This is a genomic window from Streptomyces sp. NPDC051921 (assembly GCF_040680975.1).
Classification (GTDB): Bacteria; Actinomycetota; Actinomycetes; order Streptomycetales; family Streptomycetaceae; genus Streptomyces.
Genome location: NZ_JBFAXU010000019.1, coordinates 150859 through 166498, shown reverse-complemented (window position 1 = coordinate 166498; position 15640 = coordinate 150859). Strand labels below are relative to the sequence as shown.

The following is a 15640-nucleotide window of genomic DNA, read 5'->3' as shown; positions in this document are numbered from 1 at the left end:
ATCGCAGACAGGACGAACCGTGTCCACCACCGCTCTGACCCGACCACTCGTGACGTCGCTGATCGAAGACGCCGTCACCGCTCCGTCGATGCACAACGCACAGCCGTGGAAGTTCGTCGCCAGGACGGACACCGGCATCATCGAGTTGCACGGTGATCCGCTGCGCGGCATGCCGCGCCAGGACCCGGACCACCGTGCCCTCCACCTCGGCTGCGGTGCCGCCCTGTTCGGGCTGCGTGTCGCGGCCGCGCACCGGGACCTGCGTCCGATGGTGCGGCTGCTGCCCACCCCCGACGATCCCTGGCATCTCGCCGACGTACGGTTCGAAGGGCCCGCCGACGCCGACAGCGACCTGGGTGTGCTCCATGCCGCTCTCGCCCGGCGGCACACCAGCCGCTTCCCCTTCACGGAGGAGCCGGTCCCCTCCGAGGTGATCGACGGGCTGTGTGCCGCGTCTCTGCTGGAGGGCTGCCACCTGGTCGTACCGGGAGCGTGGCACACCGACACCGTCATGGATCTCGTCCACGCCTCCGAGCTGTTCGAGGCAGCGGACGAGGCGGTACGCGCCGAGATCGCCGCCTGGACAGGCACCGGTGCGGCTGGGGAGGATCCCGGCACCGAGGGAATCCCGGCGTACGCCTTCGGCCCACGGCAGTACGACGTGACCTCACCCGTCAGGGACTTCGGCGCTCCCCGACACGTGCCGGGCCGCACGTCGGCGCGCTTCGAGAAGAGGCCCCAGATCGCGCTGCTCGGCACAGCCGAGGACACCCAGGAGGAATGGCTGAAGGCCGGCCAGGCCATGCAACGCGTCCTCCTGCAGGCCACCCTCGACGGCCTCGCCACCTCCCTCATGTCCCAGCCGCTGGAATGGCCCGAACTCCGTTCCGACGCGCGCGACCCCGGGTCGACGATCGGTTTCGTCCATATGGTGATCCGCCTCGGGTACGGCCCCCAGGGGCAGGCCACCCCGCGCCGCCCCGTCTCCGAAGTGCTCGCCTTCGACTGATCGGCCTCGCTTGTCGGCCGCCGGGGCGCCGACGTCGTCATGGAGGCCGCAGGCGTCCCGGACGCCACCCACTTCCCTTCGTGCGTCCCCGGGAAGCAGCGGAGGTCGAGGCAGGGGCAGGACGAGGAGCTCGTCCCGGAAGACATACCGAAGGAGGGCCGGCCATGCCCGAAGCAGCCTCGAACCCCGCTCCCACCACGCCGCGCCCGGCACTGCTCAGCTTCCTGGGCGGGGTGGGTACGGTCACCGGGAGCAAGTTCCTGGTCGAGAGCGACCACGCTCGGATCCTCCTCGACTGCGGTCTCTTCCAGGGTTTCGCGACCCTGCGGCGCCGCAACTGGGAGCGGTTCGCCCGCGACGCCGCGGACGTCGACGCCGTGGTCGTCACCCACGCCCACCTCGACCACTGCGGCTACCTGCCCCGCCTGGTCCGGCAAGGCTTCCGGGGACCGATCCTGACCAGTGCGCACACCGCCCGGCTCGCCGGGATCGTGCTGCGCGACAGCGCCCGCCTCCAGATGGAGGCCGCCCGGCACGCCGACGAACACGGCTGGTCCAAGCACCGGCCGGCCAAGCCGCTGTACGACGACTCCGATGTCGAGAAGACGCTGGCGTACTTCGACCCGATCCCGATCGGCGAGGACGTCGAGATCATGGCCGGCAACCGGCTGAGGCTGCACCACGGCGGACACATCCTCGGGTCGGCATGGGTGCACCTCACCCTGGAGGACGGCCACACTCTGGCCGTCTCGGGCGACCTGGGGCGGCCTGGACACCCGCTGCTGCTGCCGCCCGAGCCGTTCTCGGGCGCCGACGCGCTGCTCATGGAGTCGACGTACGGCGACAGGCGCCACGACCAGGAGTCCGCCCGGTCGGAGTTCGCCTCCGTGATCGCCCGGACCCTCGCCCGTGGTGGCACCGTGGTCATCCCGGCCTTCGCGATCGACCGCACCGAGGTCGTCCTGCACGAACTGAGCCGGCTGCGCGACTCGGGCGTCCTGCCCCGGTCGGTCCCCGTGTACGTGGACAGCCCCATGGCCCTGGCCGCCCTCGACGTCTACCGGGACGCGGTACGCGAGCGCTCCCCCGAGCTGCGGCCGGAGATCCTCTCCGAGGGAGTGGCCGTGCTGAGCCCTGAGCCGTTCCTCGCCGCGCGGACCGTTCAGGAGTCCATCGAGATCAACGAGGTGGAGGGCCCGGCTGTCATCGTCTCCTCGGCCGGAATGGCGACGGGCGGCCGCGTCCTGCACCATCTCCACCGGCTGCTCCCCGATCCGCGCAACGCGGTCGTCGTGGTCGGCTTCGCCGCCGCCGGCACCCGGGCGCGGGACCTGGTGGACGGTGTCCGGACGCTGAAGATGTTCGGCGAGTACGTGCCCGTACGGGCCGAGGTCGCCGACGTCCCCCACTTCTCGGCCCACGCCGACGCCGGACAGATCATCGACTGGCTCCGCGGCGCCCCTCCCCCGCACGCCACCTACCTCGTCCACGGCGAACCGGCCGCGTCGGAGGCCCTGCGCGACCGCATCGACCACGAACTGGGCTGGACGGCCGTCGTCCCCCGCTCCGGTGAGGCCGTCCTGGTCCGCTGAGAGGGGGCCCTTCGGTCCCCTGGTCCGGCCTGCGCGGCCCTCCCCGGACCCGCCCACCGCGCGGGAGGCTGTGAAGGGAGGGCTGGAGGACACCATGACCACCACGCGGACGCTGCCGAACGAGCTCGCTCCCGAGGCACGCGGCCGGCCCCTGGAGTACTCCCACCCGGTCCGCCTCCCTGCGGAGGACCTGTCCGTCGGCGAAGCGGTGTTCGTCGGCGTCGCCGCGACCATGGCGCGTCGGCTCCTTTCCGTCCGCAGCCGTCTTCTGGACGACCTCGTGCCGCGCGTCGGCGCGGAAGACCTCGCGTACGCCCGCTGAGGAGAGAGTCATGACCACCCAGCCGTTCACCGTCGCCGACGTGATGACCAAGAAGGTCGTCGCTGTCCTGCCCGGCGCGGAGTTCAAGGAGATCGTCACCACCATGGAGCGGTGGAAGGTGACGGCCGTGCCCGTGGTCGAGGGCGAGGGCCGCGTCGTCGGTGTGGTCTCCGAGGCGGACCTCCTCCTCAAGGAGGAGTTCCACGACCACCGCCTCGGCCTCGTCGAGCAGCTGCGACGCCTCGACGCCACCACCAAGGCCGGCTCTCGCCGTGCCGGGGACCTGATGACCTCGCCCGCCGTCACCGTCGCCCCCGATGCGTCACTGCCTCAGGCCGCGCGCCTCATGGCCGCCCATCGCATCAAGCGGCTGCCGGTCGTCGACGCGAGCGGCACGATCCAGGGGATCGTGAGCCGCGCCGACCTGCTCAAGGTCTTCCTGCGCCCGGACGACGACCTCGCCGCCGAGGTGCGCCATCACGTCATCGAGCACCTGTTCCCGCTCTCCCGCCACCAGGTCGACATCCGTGTCGACGGCGGTGTCGTGACCCTGTCCGGTGAGGTCCGCGACAGCGCCCTCATCCCGCTCGCGGAACGCCTGGCGCGGGCCGTCGAAGGTGTGGTGGACGTTCGGTGCGAGCTCACCGCTCAGGATGGAGGAAGGTGACGGGCGATGAGGCACCGCAGTGTCGCGTGCAACAGCGTCGACGGCACCGACCGCTACCCGCCCTTCAGCCTGGGCCCCGAGCCCGACTACCCCGCCCGACTCGACGTCGCCTACCCGGAGCGCTCTCCCGCTCGCAGGTGCTGGTCAAGTGGTGGCTGCTCGAACCGCTGGGTCCTGCGCGTCGCCGCCTACGCGAGCCTCATGACGGACGCCTACCCGCCCTTCCGTCTCGACCAGGGTGGTCACGAGCCGGCCGCGGGTGCGGTGCGCTGACGGCGCCGCCTGGCGCGCCGCAGCTCGTCCGTGCCCCACACCAGGACCGGGAACGTCGCGATGAGGAGGACGACGTCCAGGGGAAGGGCGGCCGTGCCGAAGAGGTGCTGGAGCGGGGGCGCGTAGACGAGGGCGGCGGTGAACGCGAGCTCGAAGGCGACACCGGCCAGCAGCAGCGGGTTCGAGAACACCCCGATGTCGCGCAATGCCGCGTGGTCGGTGCGGGCCGCGAGGGCCGTACCGACCTGGCACGTGACGATGCCGGCGAACGTGGCCGTGGTGGCCGTCACATAGGCGTGGTGCAGGGGATCGTCCGTGCCGGTCGGATCGCCCGGCTGCCAGCCCGCGCGCCAGAGCACGTAGAAGTAGCCCGCCATGACGAGGGCCGCCGACACCAGGCCCAGGTAGCCCCAGCTGCGGACCAGCATGTCCTTGGAGATCACGCCTTGGTGCCGTGGCCGGGGCGGCCGCTGCATGATGCCGGGCTCGGAGCGTTCCCGGCCCAGAGCGAGGGCGGGCAGCGTCTCGGTACCGAGGTCGATGGCGAGGATCTGCAGCACGGTGAGGGGAAGGGGTACGGCGCCGGCGGAGAGCGCGAAGACGAGGAAGGGCACGATCTCCGGGGTGGCGTGGGCGAAGATGTAGACGATGAACTTGCGGACGTTGTCGTAGACGCGGCGGCCGGATTCGACCGCGGTCACGATGGTGGCGAAGTCGTCGTCGGTGAGCACCATGGTGGCGGCCTCGCGGGCGACGTCGGTGCCGGAGCGTCCCATGGCCACCCCGATGTGCGCGCGGTGCAGCGCGGGGGCGTCGTTGACTCCGTCACCTGTCATGGCGACGATCCGGCCGTGGGCTCGCAGGGTGTCGGCCACCTTGAGTTTCGTCTCGGGCGAGGAGCGGGCGAAGACGATCTCGGCGTCGCCTTCCACGAGCAGCCGGTCGAGCTCGTCGTCGCCCAGCGACTCGGACGCCGCGACCACGTGCAGGCTGGGCACTCCGATGCCCACTTCCCGGGCGACCGCCGCGGCGGTGGCTCCGCTGTCGCCCGTCACGATGTGCACGCGCACCCCGGCCTCGTGGCAGGATCGGACGGCTTCCGCCACCTCGGGGCGCGGCGGGTCGTAGAGCCCGACCAGACCGAGCAGGGTCAGCCCCGACTCGGCATCCTGACGGCGTGACGGCGGCTCCGCCCCCGGCGGCAGGTCGCGTACGGCGACGGCCAGGACCCGCATGCCGCCCTCGGCCAGCTCCTCCGCCGCCGAGCGGGCCGCGTCCGATGCGGAGCCGGGCAGGACGCGGGCCAGGACGGCTTCCGGTGCTCCCTTGGCGACGATTCGCAGGCGACCCGTCGCCTCGTCGTCCTGCACGACCGACATCAACCGCAGCCGCGGATCGAAGCGGAACAGTCTGCGCCGTCCCGCGTCGCGCCGACGGGGATCCATCGGGGCCCCGTGGTCGGCAGCCCCTGTGAGGAGGGCCGCTTCGGTCGGGTCGCCGTGCAGCTCACCCTCCTCGTCGCGGGTGACGGTGGTGCACAGGGCGCTCGCCCGCACCAGCTCCTGCGCCCAGGGGCCGGGTTCCGTTCCGTGCCCCGCGGTCCACAGTGCTCTCAGGCTCATGCGGTTGCGCGTCAGGGTGCCGGTCTTGTCCGTGCAGATGACGTTCGTCGACCCGAGCGTCTCCACGGCGCTGAGCCGTTTCACCAATGCGCCCTGGCGGGCCAGCGCGCGGACGCCGACGGCGAGGGCCAGCGTGATCGTCGGAAGCAAGCCCTCGGGGACGTTGGCGACGAGGAGCCCGATGGCGAACATGAGGGAGTCGGTCACCGGCAGTCCGACAGCGACGCCCAGGACCAGGAACAGGGCCCCCATGCCGGTGGCGACGCCGGCGATGAGCCACGCGACCCTTTTCACCTGCCGTTCCAACGGGCTCGCCTCGCGCCGGGTCCGCTGGCTGAGTGCGGCGATCCGGCCGAGCTCGGTGTGGCTGCCGGTGGCGAACACGACGGCCCGGGCCTGTCCCTCGACGCAGGTCGTCCCGCTGAAGACAAGGTTCGGCTCCTCCAGCAGCGGAGCGCCGAGGAGCCCCGCCGCGGCCATGCGCTCGGCCGGCACGGACTCCCCCGTGAGCATCGACAGGTCGACTTCCACTCCGCCCTCGGTGACGCGCGCGTCGGCAGGGACCTTGTCGCCCTCCTCCAGGACGATCACATCGCCCGGCACCAGGTCGCGAGCCTCCACGGTGAGCGGCTGACCGTCGCGTACGGCGAGGGCGTGCTCGGGCAGATAGCGCGCGAGGGTCTCCACCGCCCGCTCGGCCTGCCGTTCCTGAAGCAGCGCGAAGGCAGCGTTGACGGCGATGACCGCCAGGATCGCCCAGCCGAGCACCCCGAGGTCCGCCACGAAAGCCAGCGCGGCCGCAGCCCACAGCAGGAGGGCCAGCGGGTGGATCAACTGTCCGACGAGTTCCCGCGCGAAAGAGGAGCGGGCCTTGCGCCGCACCTCGTTCGGTCCGTGCACGGCGAGGCGGCGGGCCGCCTCGCGGGCGGACAGTCCGTCCGGACCGGTGGCGAGTTCCCGGCGCAGTCTGGGCAGGGGCTCGCTGGGGTCGAAGGGCAGCGCCGGGGCAGGGGTGGTGCTCGGATCCGCTGCGGTTCGGCCGGCAGCGCGGTCAGTCATCGTCGCCCCCGGCATCACTGCCCCGGTGCAGGCGGCCGGACCACACGGGTTCCACCTGCTCCCACTCCCGTTCCCAGGCGCGGAGCCGGTGACCTTCGCTGCGCCGCCGTACGAGGAAGACCACGCCGGCTCCCGTCACCCCGACGGCTCCCGCCGCCGCGGTACCGCCCGAGAGGGAGGTGAATGCTCGGTCCGCAACGGTGCCCGGGGGCCGGGCGGGGGACCCTGCGTCGTCCACCCAGATCGTCACGATGCGGCCCGGGGGCGTTCTCGGCGGGACATGGATCGTGCCGGAGCGGCGGACATGCTCGGGCTGTTCCCACACCGCCGGTGCGCGGGCCTGCGGCTTCGTGCCGTACCTGGCGGCGACGGGTGTTTCCTTGGCCGGCCCTGTGGTGGTGGCCCGCACCTGATGGCGATGGGCGGCGAGTTCGCGATCGGTCCTCGCCCCGGCGTTCCACAGTGTTCCGCCGGCCACGGCGCCACAGACCAGGGCGACGATCAGGACGAGGACAAAGGCGGCATGCCCGCGGGATCCTTTCGCCGGCAAGGCGGCACCGCTGCTCGAAGACTCCTGGTGAGACATGCCGCGCCTCCCGTCGGGTGTGGCCGGGCTATGGATCGGCGACACCCGATCAGAGGGTGCTGCCGCGTTCCGTTCCGATGTGGTGGGCCCATGCCCGGCTGCGTTCCGCATTGCGGAAGTCGCCGTCGGTGCTGCGCCGGGCTCAGCGCCGCATCCTGCCGGTCCAGTGCCCGGCTGAGAGGGCTCCGCCGAGGACGACGGCGTCGAAGCCGTCGTCCCGGAGCGTCTCGCCGATCTCTTCGGCGAGCCCGGCGGGCGCGCCGGCCTTGCTGCCGTAGGCGACCAGGACTCGCCCGGGGTTCACGGTGTGGCGTCCTCGGGCGGGGTGCCGCCTCGCTTCACCGGGATGGTGCGTGCGGCGCTGCTCTCCTCCTCGGGCATCGGGACGCGGATGGTGAGGATGCCGTCCGCGTACGACGCCTCGACGTCGTCGGCCGGGATCGTGGCCGGGAGGCGCACGGTCCGGCGGAACGATCCGTAGCGGAACTCCGAGTGCTCCTTGTCCTCCGTGCTCTCGCTGTGCTCCGCACTCACCGTGATCATGTTGTCGTCGACGGTGATGGTGAAGTCGTCCGGGTCCATCCCGGGCAGCTCGGCCCGCAACACGTACCCGTCGGCGCTGCTGGTCACCTCCACAGGAATGGAGTGAGCGGCCGTCGCGGGTCGCCACCCGGGCAGCCCCGGGAACTCCCGGTTGAACCAGTCGTTGAAGTCGGGGAAGAGGCTGTGCCTGCGTTCCACCTTGCCTCCGGCCATTGTTCTGCTCCTCGTTCCGGGGCCCTCGGACGGTCGTCGTGGACCCGAGTCGGTACGGACGGGCGGTGGACCGGGTTACGGGGCCGGTCCGACTCCGTAACCCCATCGTCCGCCCGCGGGGTCACGTGGCGCAGCGTCCGAGGGGGCTGTCCGACAGGGCCGAAGGGGCCGCCCCTGGACCGACCGGCCCATGGCGCCACGGCTCCGGGCTGTCAGCAACAGACCGCCTCGACGAAGTGGCCCACCCGCTCCTCCGGCAGGTGCCGGGCCAGGTCCGCCTCGCTGATCATTCCGACCAGGCGGTGGTCGTCGATCACGGGTACGCGGCGGATGCGGTGGTCCTGCATCGTGCGGAGCACCTGCTCGCTGTCGGCGTCAGCGTCCACGGTGACCGGCTTGCCCTGGGCGAGGTGCCCGGCCGTCATGTGGTGGGGGTCCTTGCCCCTGGCGAGGCACTTCACCACGATGTCCCGGTCGGTGATGATGCCCTGCAGCCGGTCGTCCGGCCCGCAGATGGGCAGCGCGCCGACATCCAGTTCGCTCATGCGCCTCGCGGCGTCCATCAAGGTTTCGTGCTCCTGCACACAGCTCGCACCGGTGTGCATGATCTCCCTTGCGGTCGTCATGGCCGCGGCCTCCTTTCAGGCCCCCCTATCTCACGATCCCCCCGATCGGCCTTTGATTCACCGTTCTTCGGTCGCCTTGAACGGGACCGGTCGGCCCATGCAGGGTCGCCGGTCCGCCCCTCGCGATGTGGGAGCGGGACGGTGATCACAGGACACATGGCGCGGTGCAGCACGCCGTGGACCGTCGACCCCAGCCACATGCCGGAATAGCCGCCGCGGCCTCTTCGGCCGACGACCAGACCCAGGGACTCCTGGGACGCCAGGGCGAGTTGCTCGACCGGGTGTCCTCGAAGGACCTCTTGCGAGATGGAGACGTCCGGATACCTCTGCGCCCACCCCGCGACCGACTCGGCCAGCAACCGACGGCGTTCGGCCAGCCCTTCGGCCACATCGTCGCGGGCGAGGACGGAAGGGGGCCATACCCAGACCGCGCGCAGCCTTGCCTCGCGCAGGCTTGCCTCCTCGACGGCGAAGGCGACCGCGGCCCGTGAGGACTCGCTTCCGTCCACGCCGACGACGAGGGTCGGCGGGTGCACGGCGCTGTGTTCGGGTTCGCGGACCACGACGACGGGGCATTCCGCCCGTGCGGCGAGCGGGACGACCACGGAGCTCTCGCTGAACACTTCGGCCACCCGGCCGAGACGGCGCGAGCCGACGACGACGAGCGCGGCGTGCGCCGCCAGGTCGCGGAGCACGGTCACCGGCACGCCGTTCACGCGTTCCGTCGCGATCCGCAGACCGCCATGGAGTTCCCGTACGAGGTCCTCCGCGTTGGCGATCGCCGACTCCGCACGGAGTCGCAGGGCGCTCTGGTGGGCGAGCGCGTCGTACCGAAGCCTGTCGTGGGCGGGCGGTACGGCGACGAGCAGGCGAAGCGGCAGTCCTCTTCGTTCGGCCTCCGCAGCGGCCCAGACGAGAGCGGGGATCGACTGCTCCCGGGGGTCGATTCCGAGCAGTATCTCGTTCACGTCTCCTCGACCCGTGTGGCGAAAGCGGGTGGGACGATCTCCACCGGACAATGCGCGTGGTGGAGCAGAACGTGGGCGACGCGCCCCAGGGAGGGGCCCGCACCCAGGACCCGGTGTTCTCTGCCCATCACGAGCAGATCGGTGTGGGCAGTCGCCTCCACCAGGATTCCGGGCGTGCTCGTGCCGGTCTCCACGTGATGGCTGACGTTGAGCCCGGGATAGAAGTCACGCACGCGGTCGGCGAGCGCCTTGATCTCGTGCACGCGCTGCCGCGCGATCTCGTCGAGGTCGTCCAGCATCGTCGCGACGCTGCCGACGTGGGTGAGCACGTTCCAGACACTCACCAGTCGCAACAGCGCCTTGCGGGCGTCCGCCTCGGCAGCCGCAGCGAGCAGCCAGCCGACATCCGAGGCACCGTGCACGGCTGCCGTCACCGAGCCCGACTCCGGACGGTCGCTGTCCCCACGGACGACGACCACCGGCACCTCGGCGCGGGCTGCCACGCCCAGACCCACGGAGCCGAGCATGAGCGAGGAGAATCCGCCGAGGCCCCGGTTGCCCACCACGATCGTTCCCCGGTGGCCGGCGGCCGCCCGGAGACCGACGACCGGCTCCTGGCGACTCAGTTCCCTCGTGACGGCAAGGTCCGGAAAGCGCTCCTGGACCGTGCTCGCGGTCTCGATCAGCAGGTCGCGGCCCGCTTCGCGTACCGCCTGGATCGTCTCGGCATGGGCGAAGAGGGCCCGGCGGTCGGTGTCGGCGGCGTGGACGAGATGCAGGGACCGCCCCCGTAGGGCCGCCTCGGCGGCGGCCCAGAGCACGGCCGTGCGCCCGGAAGGCGACCCGTCGACTCCCACGACGACGTTGCCGAGCTCCGGTCGAGCGGGTATCTCGCTGGTCATGGCTTCCTCCTCCGGGGTATGCCCGGCGCTCGGGAGCGCGTCCTGAGGCGCGACACCTCCCACGCTGACACCGTGGTGGGCCTTCCGAGGATGGGCCGTTCGGCCCCGATCGAGACCTGCCCGGCCCTGCTGCCGGGACGCACGGGACCACCAGCCTGAAGTTCGGGATGTCCTCTCCGGTTCCGGACCACGAGCGGAACGGAGCGGACACGGCTGAGGAGGCACGCCATGACGGCTCAGGTCACCGTCGGTCTGGACGGGTCGCGGGAAAGCCTCGCCGCCGTGGGTTGGGCAGCGACGGCAGCGGTGTTGCGCGAAGAGTCCCTGCGTCTGGTGCACGTGGAGGAGTGGCCGAGCACCCCTGACGTGCCCCTGCCCTACGTCCGCACCCTGGGCGAGGGGGCCGAGAGTCTCCTGCGGGACGAGGCAGACCGTGTGCGGAAGGACCATCCCGGCCTTGAGGTGCTCACGGAGCGTGCGCGGGGCCGTGCGGCCGAGGAACTGACGGCCGCGGCGAACGAGGCGGATCTGACGGTGCTCGGGTCTCGGGGGCTCGGTGGAGTCCGTGGCTTCCTCGTCGGCTCGGTCTCCCTTGCCGTCGTGGGCGCGGCGCGCGGGCCAGTCGTCCTCGTGCGCGCGGAGGGCACCCCGGTGGTTCCCGAAGGCGGGATCGTGGTGGGCGTCGACATCTACCACCCGTGCGACGCCCTGCTCGCGTTCTCGTTCAACGAAGCCGCCCGCAGGAACACGCCGCTGCGGTTCCTGCACAGCTGGACGCTTCCCGCCTCGTACGGCTACGCGGCCGTCATGGACCCGGGGATCGGCGAGGAGGTGGGCGGCCACCTCCTCGGGGGTCTGGACGATCTCGTGGAACCGTGGAGGAAGCGGTACGCGGGCGTTGACGTGGCGGTCGTTTCGCCGGTGGGCCCGCCTGCGTACCAGCTGGTCGAGGCGTCACGGACCGCGCAGCTTGTCATCGTGGGACGACGGAGCCGGAAGGTCCCTCTCGGCGCGCATCTCGGCCATGTCGCCCACGCGGTCATCCACCACAGCCCCGCGCCGGTCGCCGTCGTCCCCTTGATGTGAGTCGTCGCCTCCTCGCTCCGTCCTCTGCGGATGCCGCTGCCCGGTGGAAGGCGTGTAGCGGTCGGGAGCAGCGTCGTAGGCGGTGGCGCAGTGGGTGGAGCAGAAGTGCAGCGGGCCGGCTGGGCCGGCCCGGTGTTCGGGTGCGGTCACGGGGTCGACTTCCATGCCGCACACGGGGTCGACGGCCACTTCGCTTCCGTCCGGGCCGTCCGTTCGCCCCGTGGCGTCGGTCGCGGTCTCGACCTCCGGCTGTGACGGGGCGCCCGCTTCGGGCAGCGGTGCGGGGCGCCAGCGGCGCAGGCGGGAGGCGTTGGTGACGACGGACAAAGAAGACAGGGCCATCGCGGCCGCGGCGATGATCGGGCTGAGGCGGATGCCCCACAGGGGATAGAGGGCACCGGCTGCGATCGGGATGCCGACGGCGTTGTAGACGAGGGCGAAGAACAGGTTCTGCTTGATGTTGCGCATGGTCGCCTTCGAGAGGCGGACGGCGGTGACGACCCCGGCGAGGGAGCCGGAGATGAGGGTGATGTCAGCGGATTCGATGGCGACGTCCGTGCCGGTGCCGATGGCCAGTCCGACATCTGCCTGAGCGAGGGCGGGGGCGTCGTTGATGCCGTCGCCCACCATGGCGACGGTCCGCCCCTCCGCCTGGAGGCGTCGGATCTCGTCGGTCTTGTGCTCGGGCAGCACCTCGGCCAGGACCCGGGGGATGCCGACGGAGGCGGCGATGGCCGTGGCGGTGCGGGCGTTGTCGCCGGTGAGCATGACGACCTCGGTGTCCAGGCGTCGCAGGGCCGCGATGGCCTGGGCCGAGTCCTCCTTGACGGTGTCGGCGACGGCGAGCACCCCGGCGGGGCGGCCGTCGACCGCGGCGAGGACGGGTGTCCTCCCCTCGGCCGCGAGGTCCGCGGCGACGGCGGCGAGCGGGGTGGTGTCGACGCCGGCGTCGTGGAGGAGGCGGGTGGTGCCGACCAGGATGGTGTGGCCGTGGGCCATGGCGCGGACGCCCTTGCCGGTGACGGAGTCGAAGCCGGTCGCGGTCGGCGGCTGAAGGCCGCGGTCGCGGGCGCCGGAGACGATGGCCCGGGCGAGGGGGTGTTCGCTGTCGGTCTCGGCGGCGGCGACGAGCCGCAGGAGTTCGGCTTCGTCGACTCCTTCGGCGGGGCGGACGTCGGTGAGTACGGGACGGCCGATGGTGACCGTGCCGGTCTTGTCGAGGACGACGGTGTCGAGCTTGTGGGCGGTCTCCAGGGCTTCCGCGGAGCGGATGAGGATGCCCGCCTGCGCACCTTTGCCGGTGCCGACCATGACCGACAGCGGGGTGGCCAGGCCGAGGGCACAGGGGCAGGCGATGATCAGGACGGCGACGGCGGAGACCAGGGCGAGAGTGAGCGCCGGCGCGGGTCCGACCGTGTACCAGAGAGCGAAGGTCGCGATCGCGATGCCGATGACCGCCGGGACGAAGTAGGCGGAGATCGCGTCGGCGAGGCGCTGGATCGGAGCCTTGGACGCCTGCGCCTGCTGCACCAACCGGATGATCTGGGCGAGCATGGTGTCCGCGCCGACCTTGGCCGCGCGCACCCGCAGGGAACCGGTGGTGTTGACGGTGGCACCGATGACGCCGTCGCCCGCGTGTTTCGTGACCGGCATCGGCTCGCCCGTCACCATCGACTCGTCCACGGCGGACGAGCCCGACAGGACCTCGGCGTCGACGGGGACCTTCTCGCCGGGGCGGATGACGACCTCGTCCCCGACGACCACCTCGTCGACGGGTATCTCGGTCTCGGCGCCGTCGCGCAGGACGCGTGCGGTGCGGGCCTGCAGGCCGATCAGAGCGCGGATGGCCTCGCCCGTGCCGGCCTTGGCGCGTGCCTCCAGAAGGCGGCCCAGCAGGATCAGGGTCAGGATGACGCCGACCGCTTCGAAGTACACCTCCCGTACGTCCTCGGGGAGCAGCCCTGGGGCGAGGGTGACGATCAGACTGAATCCGTAGGCGGCGCTGGTGCCCAGGGTGATCAGGGAGTTCATGTCCGCCGACCGGTGACGCAGGGCCAGCCAGCCGGTGAGGTGCACGGGCCGGCCGGTGTAGAGCATCACCGGCGTGATCAGTGCGAGCTGGAACCAGTGGTTCAGCATCCAGCCGGGCACCCAGTCGGCGCCGAACAGCTCGTGCGCCATCACGGCGAACAGCACCGGCGCGGTGAGCACCGCGCCCACGACGACGCGGCGGGTCAGATCCCTGATCTCCGCCCGGCGCTCGGCGATGTCGGCCGCCTCCGCGTCCTCCGCCGACGGCTCCCCCACGCCCGGCGCCGCCTCTCCGCCCCGTACCGCGCTCGGTTCCGGTGCTCCGCCGTCGGCGGGCTCGACGACGAGGGTCCCGTGGATCATGTTCATGCCGCACGCGAACCCGTAGCTGCCGGGCCGGTCAGGGTTCAGCCGGACGGTCGTGCGGGTGTGGGCGGGCAGGCCGGCCCCGACCTTCAGATCAGGAAACACGACGCGGGAGGTGCATTCGCCGGCCTCCTGGCGGTCGAAGACGAGCTCGACAGGTACGCCCTGGCGGACCTTGATCAGGTTCGGGCTGTAGCCGCCCCGCACGGTCACATCGGCTCGCTGCACGCCTCCGTCCATACGGGCCGTGCCGGCCTTCCGCGGGCCGAAGAAGTACCAGGCCAGCACGGCGATGAGGCCGACGGCGAGCACGATGACGATCACGTCCACGACAGACATTCCCCATCGCCTCCTCGCGCACCTTCACCAACCAGCCTCCCCCGCGGCGTCCGCCCGGGCCACCTCTGCCGGCAGGGCCGGACGGTCCGAGCAGGGACCGTCCGGCCCCTCTCCCCATCCGTCTGCCGGAGAGACGGTCAAAGTGACGAAGGAGGCCCGCGATGAAGCGGAACCAGTGGGGCCTGTACGCCCTCGCCGCGGCCATCGCCGTCGTCGGCGCCTTTGCTCTCGGCGTCCCCGTCGCCACCCTGGCGATCCTGGGCGCCGCGCTCGCATGCCCGCTGATGATGTTCTTCATGATGCGCGGCATGCATGACCAGGCCGGTCGCGACCACGATCCCCGAAGGCATGGACGGCATGCACCACCCCGGCTGGGGCAAGACGGTTGACACCATGCGCGGCATGATGAGCAACCGGCAGGTATCGGACCTCGACCGTGCCTCCGACCGCACCTTCGGCACCATGTTCCTGGCCATGATGATCGAACACCACGAAGGCGCGATCGCCGTGGCCAGGACCGAGAAGCAGAACGGCGCCCACGGCCCCGCCATGGACCTCGCCGACCAGATCATCAAGACCCAGACCGCCGAGATCGCCCACATGCGCGAGATGCTCAACGGAAACTGACGGACCGACACCGGTAGTCATCTCAGACGGCGCGTCCGTCCCTCCGAGGCTCGGCCTACGCGGACTGCAAGGCGCGAACCCGGGTGCGGAAGACGCGCCAGCGCCCCTCGTTGCCGTGGACCAGCGTCGCCGACTCCGTCATCAGGTCAGCCGCCCGGTCCAGCAGTTCCGAGGCCGAATAGAGGTAGGAAGGGGCCGTCCGATCGCCGCCCAGGTCGGCGCGCAGCGCCGCCGGGGCGAAGTCGACGCGGGCCAGCAGGTCAAGGGCGCGTCGCAGCAGCCGCGCCATCAGGGCCTGCAGGCCCGCCGACTGCCAGTCGTCGGCGATGATTCGGTGCCGCTCCCCGAGCAGGTCGGCCAGCGCCGGATACGCAGCCAAGCCACCCGCCATCTCCCACGCCTGCTCCATCGCCCCGGCCAGCCAGGCTCCCGTCTGCTCAAGGTCGTCCGCCAGCAGCCCGACCTCACGCTTCAGTCTCTGCAGTTCGGGTGGCTCACCCTCTCCCTCCATGAAGAGAATCCCCGACTCCGCGACGAGCCCGGGGGCATTCAGGTCCTCCGTGCCGGCGAACGCGACCGGCGACGCCTGCTCGCCCGCTCCGATCACGCTCCACCGGTCGGCCAGCGCCTTCCGCGCCCGGGATCGCGCCTGCAGCTCGCCGGCCTGGCGCAACGGCGCCTGTGCGTAGTACTCCTCATGTTCACGATGGAACCGCGCGAGATTCTCGATCAACTGCAACAGCGACTCAGGTGGGCTGAGCTGCTCCTCGTCCTCGGCCATGTCGGCAGTGTGCACCAGGTGCCACGCA

The 15640-nt window shown here is 71.6% G+C and carries 15 protein-coding genes and 2 pseudogenes; 8 read left to right on the top strand and 9 right to left on the bottom strand.

The genetic code is table 11. The features are described 5' to 3' along the window. Nucleotides 1–19 precede the first annotated feature (19 nt). The 5 genes and pseudogenes from AB0M16_RS24830 to AB0M16_RS24810 form a co-directional block, all read left to right on the top strand. A complete protein-coding gene (locus AB0M16_RS24830) occupies nucleotides 20–1009 on the top strand; it encodes a nitroreductase family protein (protein ID WP_365346445.1) in 990 nt (329 codons plus the stop codon). Nucleotides 1010–1173: 164 nt separating this feature from the next. Then, nucleotides 1174–2601: an MBL fold metallo-hydrolase gene (locus tag AB0M16_RS24825; RefSeq protein ID WP_365346443.1), complete on the top strand. Its 1428-nt coding sequence runs from the start codon at nucleotides 1174–1176 to the stop codon at nucleotides 2599–2601. A 94-nt stretch (nucleotides 2602–2695) separates the two neighbouring features. Next, on the top strand, nucleotides 2696–2923 hold the full coding sequence (locus AB0M16_RS24820) for a hypothetical protein (RefSeq protein ID WP_365346441.1): 228 nt from the start codon (nucleotides 2696–2698) through the stop codon (nucleotides 2921–2923). 10 nt (nucleotides 2924–2933) lie between these two features. After that, nucleotides 2934–3590: a CBS domain-containing protein gene (locus tag AB0M16_RS24815; protein WP_365346439.1), complete on the top strand. Its 657-nt coding sequence runs from the start codon at nucleotides 2934–2936 to the stop codon at nucleotides 3588–3590. Nucleotides 3591–3632: 42 nt separating this feature from the next. Beyond that, nucleotides 3633–3863: pseudogene (locus AB0M16_RS24810) on the top strand (DUF4389 domain-containing protein); the annotation flags it as partial. Here the strand turns inward: AB0M16_RS24810 and AB0M16_RS24805 are convergent. The 7 genes from AB0M16_RS24805 to AB0M16_RS24775 all read right to left on the bottom strand — a co-directional run bounded on the left by AB0M16_RS24805 (nucleotide 3833) and on the right by AB0M16_RS24775 (nucleotide 10382). Continuing rightward, entirely contained in the window at nucleotides 3833–6544 is a 2712-nt protein-coding gene (locus AB0M16_RS24805; protein ID WP_365346437.1) for a cation-transporting P-type ATPase, read from the bottom strand. The pseudogene AB0M16_RS24810 and the gene AB0M16_RS24805 sit on opposite strands and share 31 nt — an antisense overlap. Then, nucleotides 6537–7130: a hypothetical protein gene (locus AB0M16_RS24800; RefSeq protein WP_365346435.1), complete on the bottom strand. Its 594-nt coding sequence runs from the start codon at nucleotides 7128–7130 to the stop codon at nucleotides 6537–6539. The genes AB0M16_RS24805 and AB0M16_RS24800 overlap by 8 nt, the downstream gene beginning before the upstream one ends. A gap of 142 nt (nucleotides 7131–7272) precedes the next feature. Then, a complete protein-coding gene (locus AB0M16_RS24795) occupies nucleotides 7273–7434 on the bottom strand; it encodes a hypothetical protein (protein WP_365346433.1) in 162 nt (53 codons plus the stop codon). Further along, a complete protein-coding gene (locus AB0M16_RS24790) occupies nucleotides 7431–7886 on the bottom strand; it encodes an Hsp20/alpha crystallin family protein (RefSeq protein WP_365346431.1) in 456 nt (151 codons plus the stop codon). The genes AB0M16_RS24795 and AB0M16_RS24790 overlap by 4 nt, the downstream gene beginning before the upstream one ends. A gap of 212 nt (nucleotides 7887–8098) precedes the next feature. Then, entirely contained in the window at nucleotides 8099–8512 is a 414-nt protein-coding gene (locus AB0M16_RS24785) for a CBS domain-containing protein (RefSeq protein WP_365346429.1), read from the bottom strand. After that, a complete protein-coding gene (locus tag AB0M16_RS24780; RefSeq protein ID WP_365346427.1) occupies nucleotides 8509–9480 on the bottom strand; it encodes a universal stress protein in 972 nt (323 codons plus the stop codon). Before AB0M16_RS24780 ends, AB0M16_RS24785 begins: the two co-directional genes overlap by 4 nt. Next, nucleotides 9477–10382, bottom strand: coding sequence for a universal stress protein (locus AB0M16_RS24775; RefSeq protein WP_365346425.1), 906 nt, complete (start codon nucleotides 10380–10382; stop codon nucleotides 9477–9479). The genes AB0M16_RS24780 and AB0M16_RS24775 overlap by 4 nt, the downstream gene beginning before the upstream one ends. Before the next feature lie 228 nt (nucleotides 10383–10610). On the opposite strand from AB0M16_RS24775, the pseudogene AB0M16_RS24770 reads away from it, so the two are divergent. Next, nucleotides 10611–11399 (top strand): annotated as a pseudogene (locus AB0M16_RS24770) (universal stress protein); the annotation flags it as partial. On the opposite strand, the gene AB0M16_RS24765 reads toward AB0M16_RS24770, so the two are convergent. Beyond that, entirely contained in the window at nucleotides 11337–14204 is a 2868-nt protein-coding gene (locus AB0M16_RS24765) for a heavy metal translocating P-type ATPase (RefSeq protein WP_365346423.1), read from the bottom strand. The pseudogene AB0M16_RS24770 and the gene AB0M16_RS24765 sit on opposite strands and share 63 nt — an antisense overlap. 161 nt (nucleotides 14205–14365) lie before the next feature. On the opposite strand from AB0M16_RS24765, the gene AB0M16_RS24760 reads away from it, so the two are divergent. Continuing rightward, the gene (locus tag AB0M16_RS24760; protein ID WP_365346422.1) at nucleotides 14366–14593 is read left to right on the top strand and encodes a DUF2933 domain-containing protein; all 228 of its coding nucleotides are present in this window, start codon (nucleotides 14366–14368) and stop codon (nucleotides 14591–14593) included. After that, nucleotides 14553–14831: a DUF305 domain-containing protein gene (locus AB0M16_RS24755; protein ID WP_365346420.1), complete on the top strand. Its 279-nt coding sequence runs from the start codon at nucleotides 14553–14555 to the stop codon at nucleotides 14829–14831. The genes AB0M16_RS24760 and AB0M16_RS24755 overlap by 41 nt, the downstream gene beginning before the upstream one ends. Before the next feature lie 55 nt (nucleotides 14832–14886). On the opposite strand, the gene AB0M16_RS24750 is transcribed toward AB0M16_RS24755, so the two are convergent. After that, entirely contained in the window at nucleotides 14887–15612 is a 726-nt protein-coding gene (locus AB0M16_RS24750) for a hypothetical protein (protein WP_365346418.1), read from the bottom strand. Nucleotides 15613–15640: the final 28 nt, after the last annotated feature.

Excerpts from the sequence above, each read along its gene's own strand:
- AB0M16_RS24765 (WP_365346423.1), bottom strand. The coding sequence starts at position 14,204 with ATGTCTGTCGTGGACGTGATCGTCATCGTGCTCGCCGTCGGCCTCATC.
- AB0M16_RS24800 (WP_365346435.1), bottom strand. The coding sequence starts at position 7,130 with ATGTCTCACCAGGAGTCTTCGAGCAGCGGTGCCGCCTTGCCGGCGAAA.
- AB0M16_RS24785 (WP_365346429.1), bottom strand. The coding sequence starts at position 8,512 with ATGACGACCGCAAGGGAGATCATGCACACCGGTGCGAGCTGTGTGCAG.
- AB0M16_RS24820 (WP_365346441.1), top strand. The coding sequence starts at position 2,696 with ATGACCACCACGCGGACGCTGCCGAACGAGCTCGCTCCCGAGGCACGC.
- AB0M16_RS24775 (WP_365346425.1), bottom strand. The coding sequence starts at position 10,382 with ATGACCAGCGAGATACCCGCTCGACCGGAGCTCGGCAACGTCGTCGTG.
- AB0M16_RS24755 (WP_365346420.1), top strand. The coding sequence starts at position 14,553 with ATGGACGGCATGCACCACCCCGGCTGGGGCAAGACGGTTGACACCATG.
- AB0M16_RS24815 (WP_365346439.1), top strand. The coding sequence starts at position 2,934 with ATGACCACCCAGCCGTTCACCGTCGCCGACGTGATGACCAAGAAGGTC.
- AB0M16_RS24760 (WP_365346422.1), top strand. The coding sequence starts at position 14,366 with ATGAAGCGGAACCAGTGGGGCCTGTACGCCCTCGCCGCGGCCATCGCC.
- AB0M16_RS24825 (WP_365346443.1), top strand. The coding sequence starts at position 1,174 with ATGCCCGAAGCAGCCTCGAACCCCGCTCCCACCACGCCGCGCCCGGCA.
- AB0M16_RS24750 (WP_365346418.1), bottom strand. The coding sequence starts at position 15,612 with ATGGCCGAGGACGAGGAGCAGCTCAGCCCACCTGAGTCGCTGTTGCAG.
- AB0M16_RS24790 (WP_365346431.1), bottom strand. The coding sequence starts at position 7,886 with ATGGCCGGAGGCAAGGTGGAACGCAGGCACAGCCTCTTCCCCGACTTC.
- AB0M16_RS24805 (WP_365346437.1), bottom strand. The coding sequence starts at position 6,544 with ATGACTGACCGCGCTGCCGGCCGAACCGCAGCGGATCCGAGCACCACC.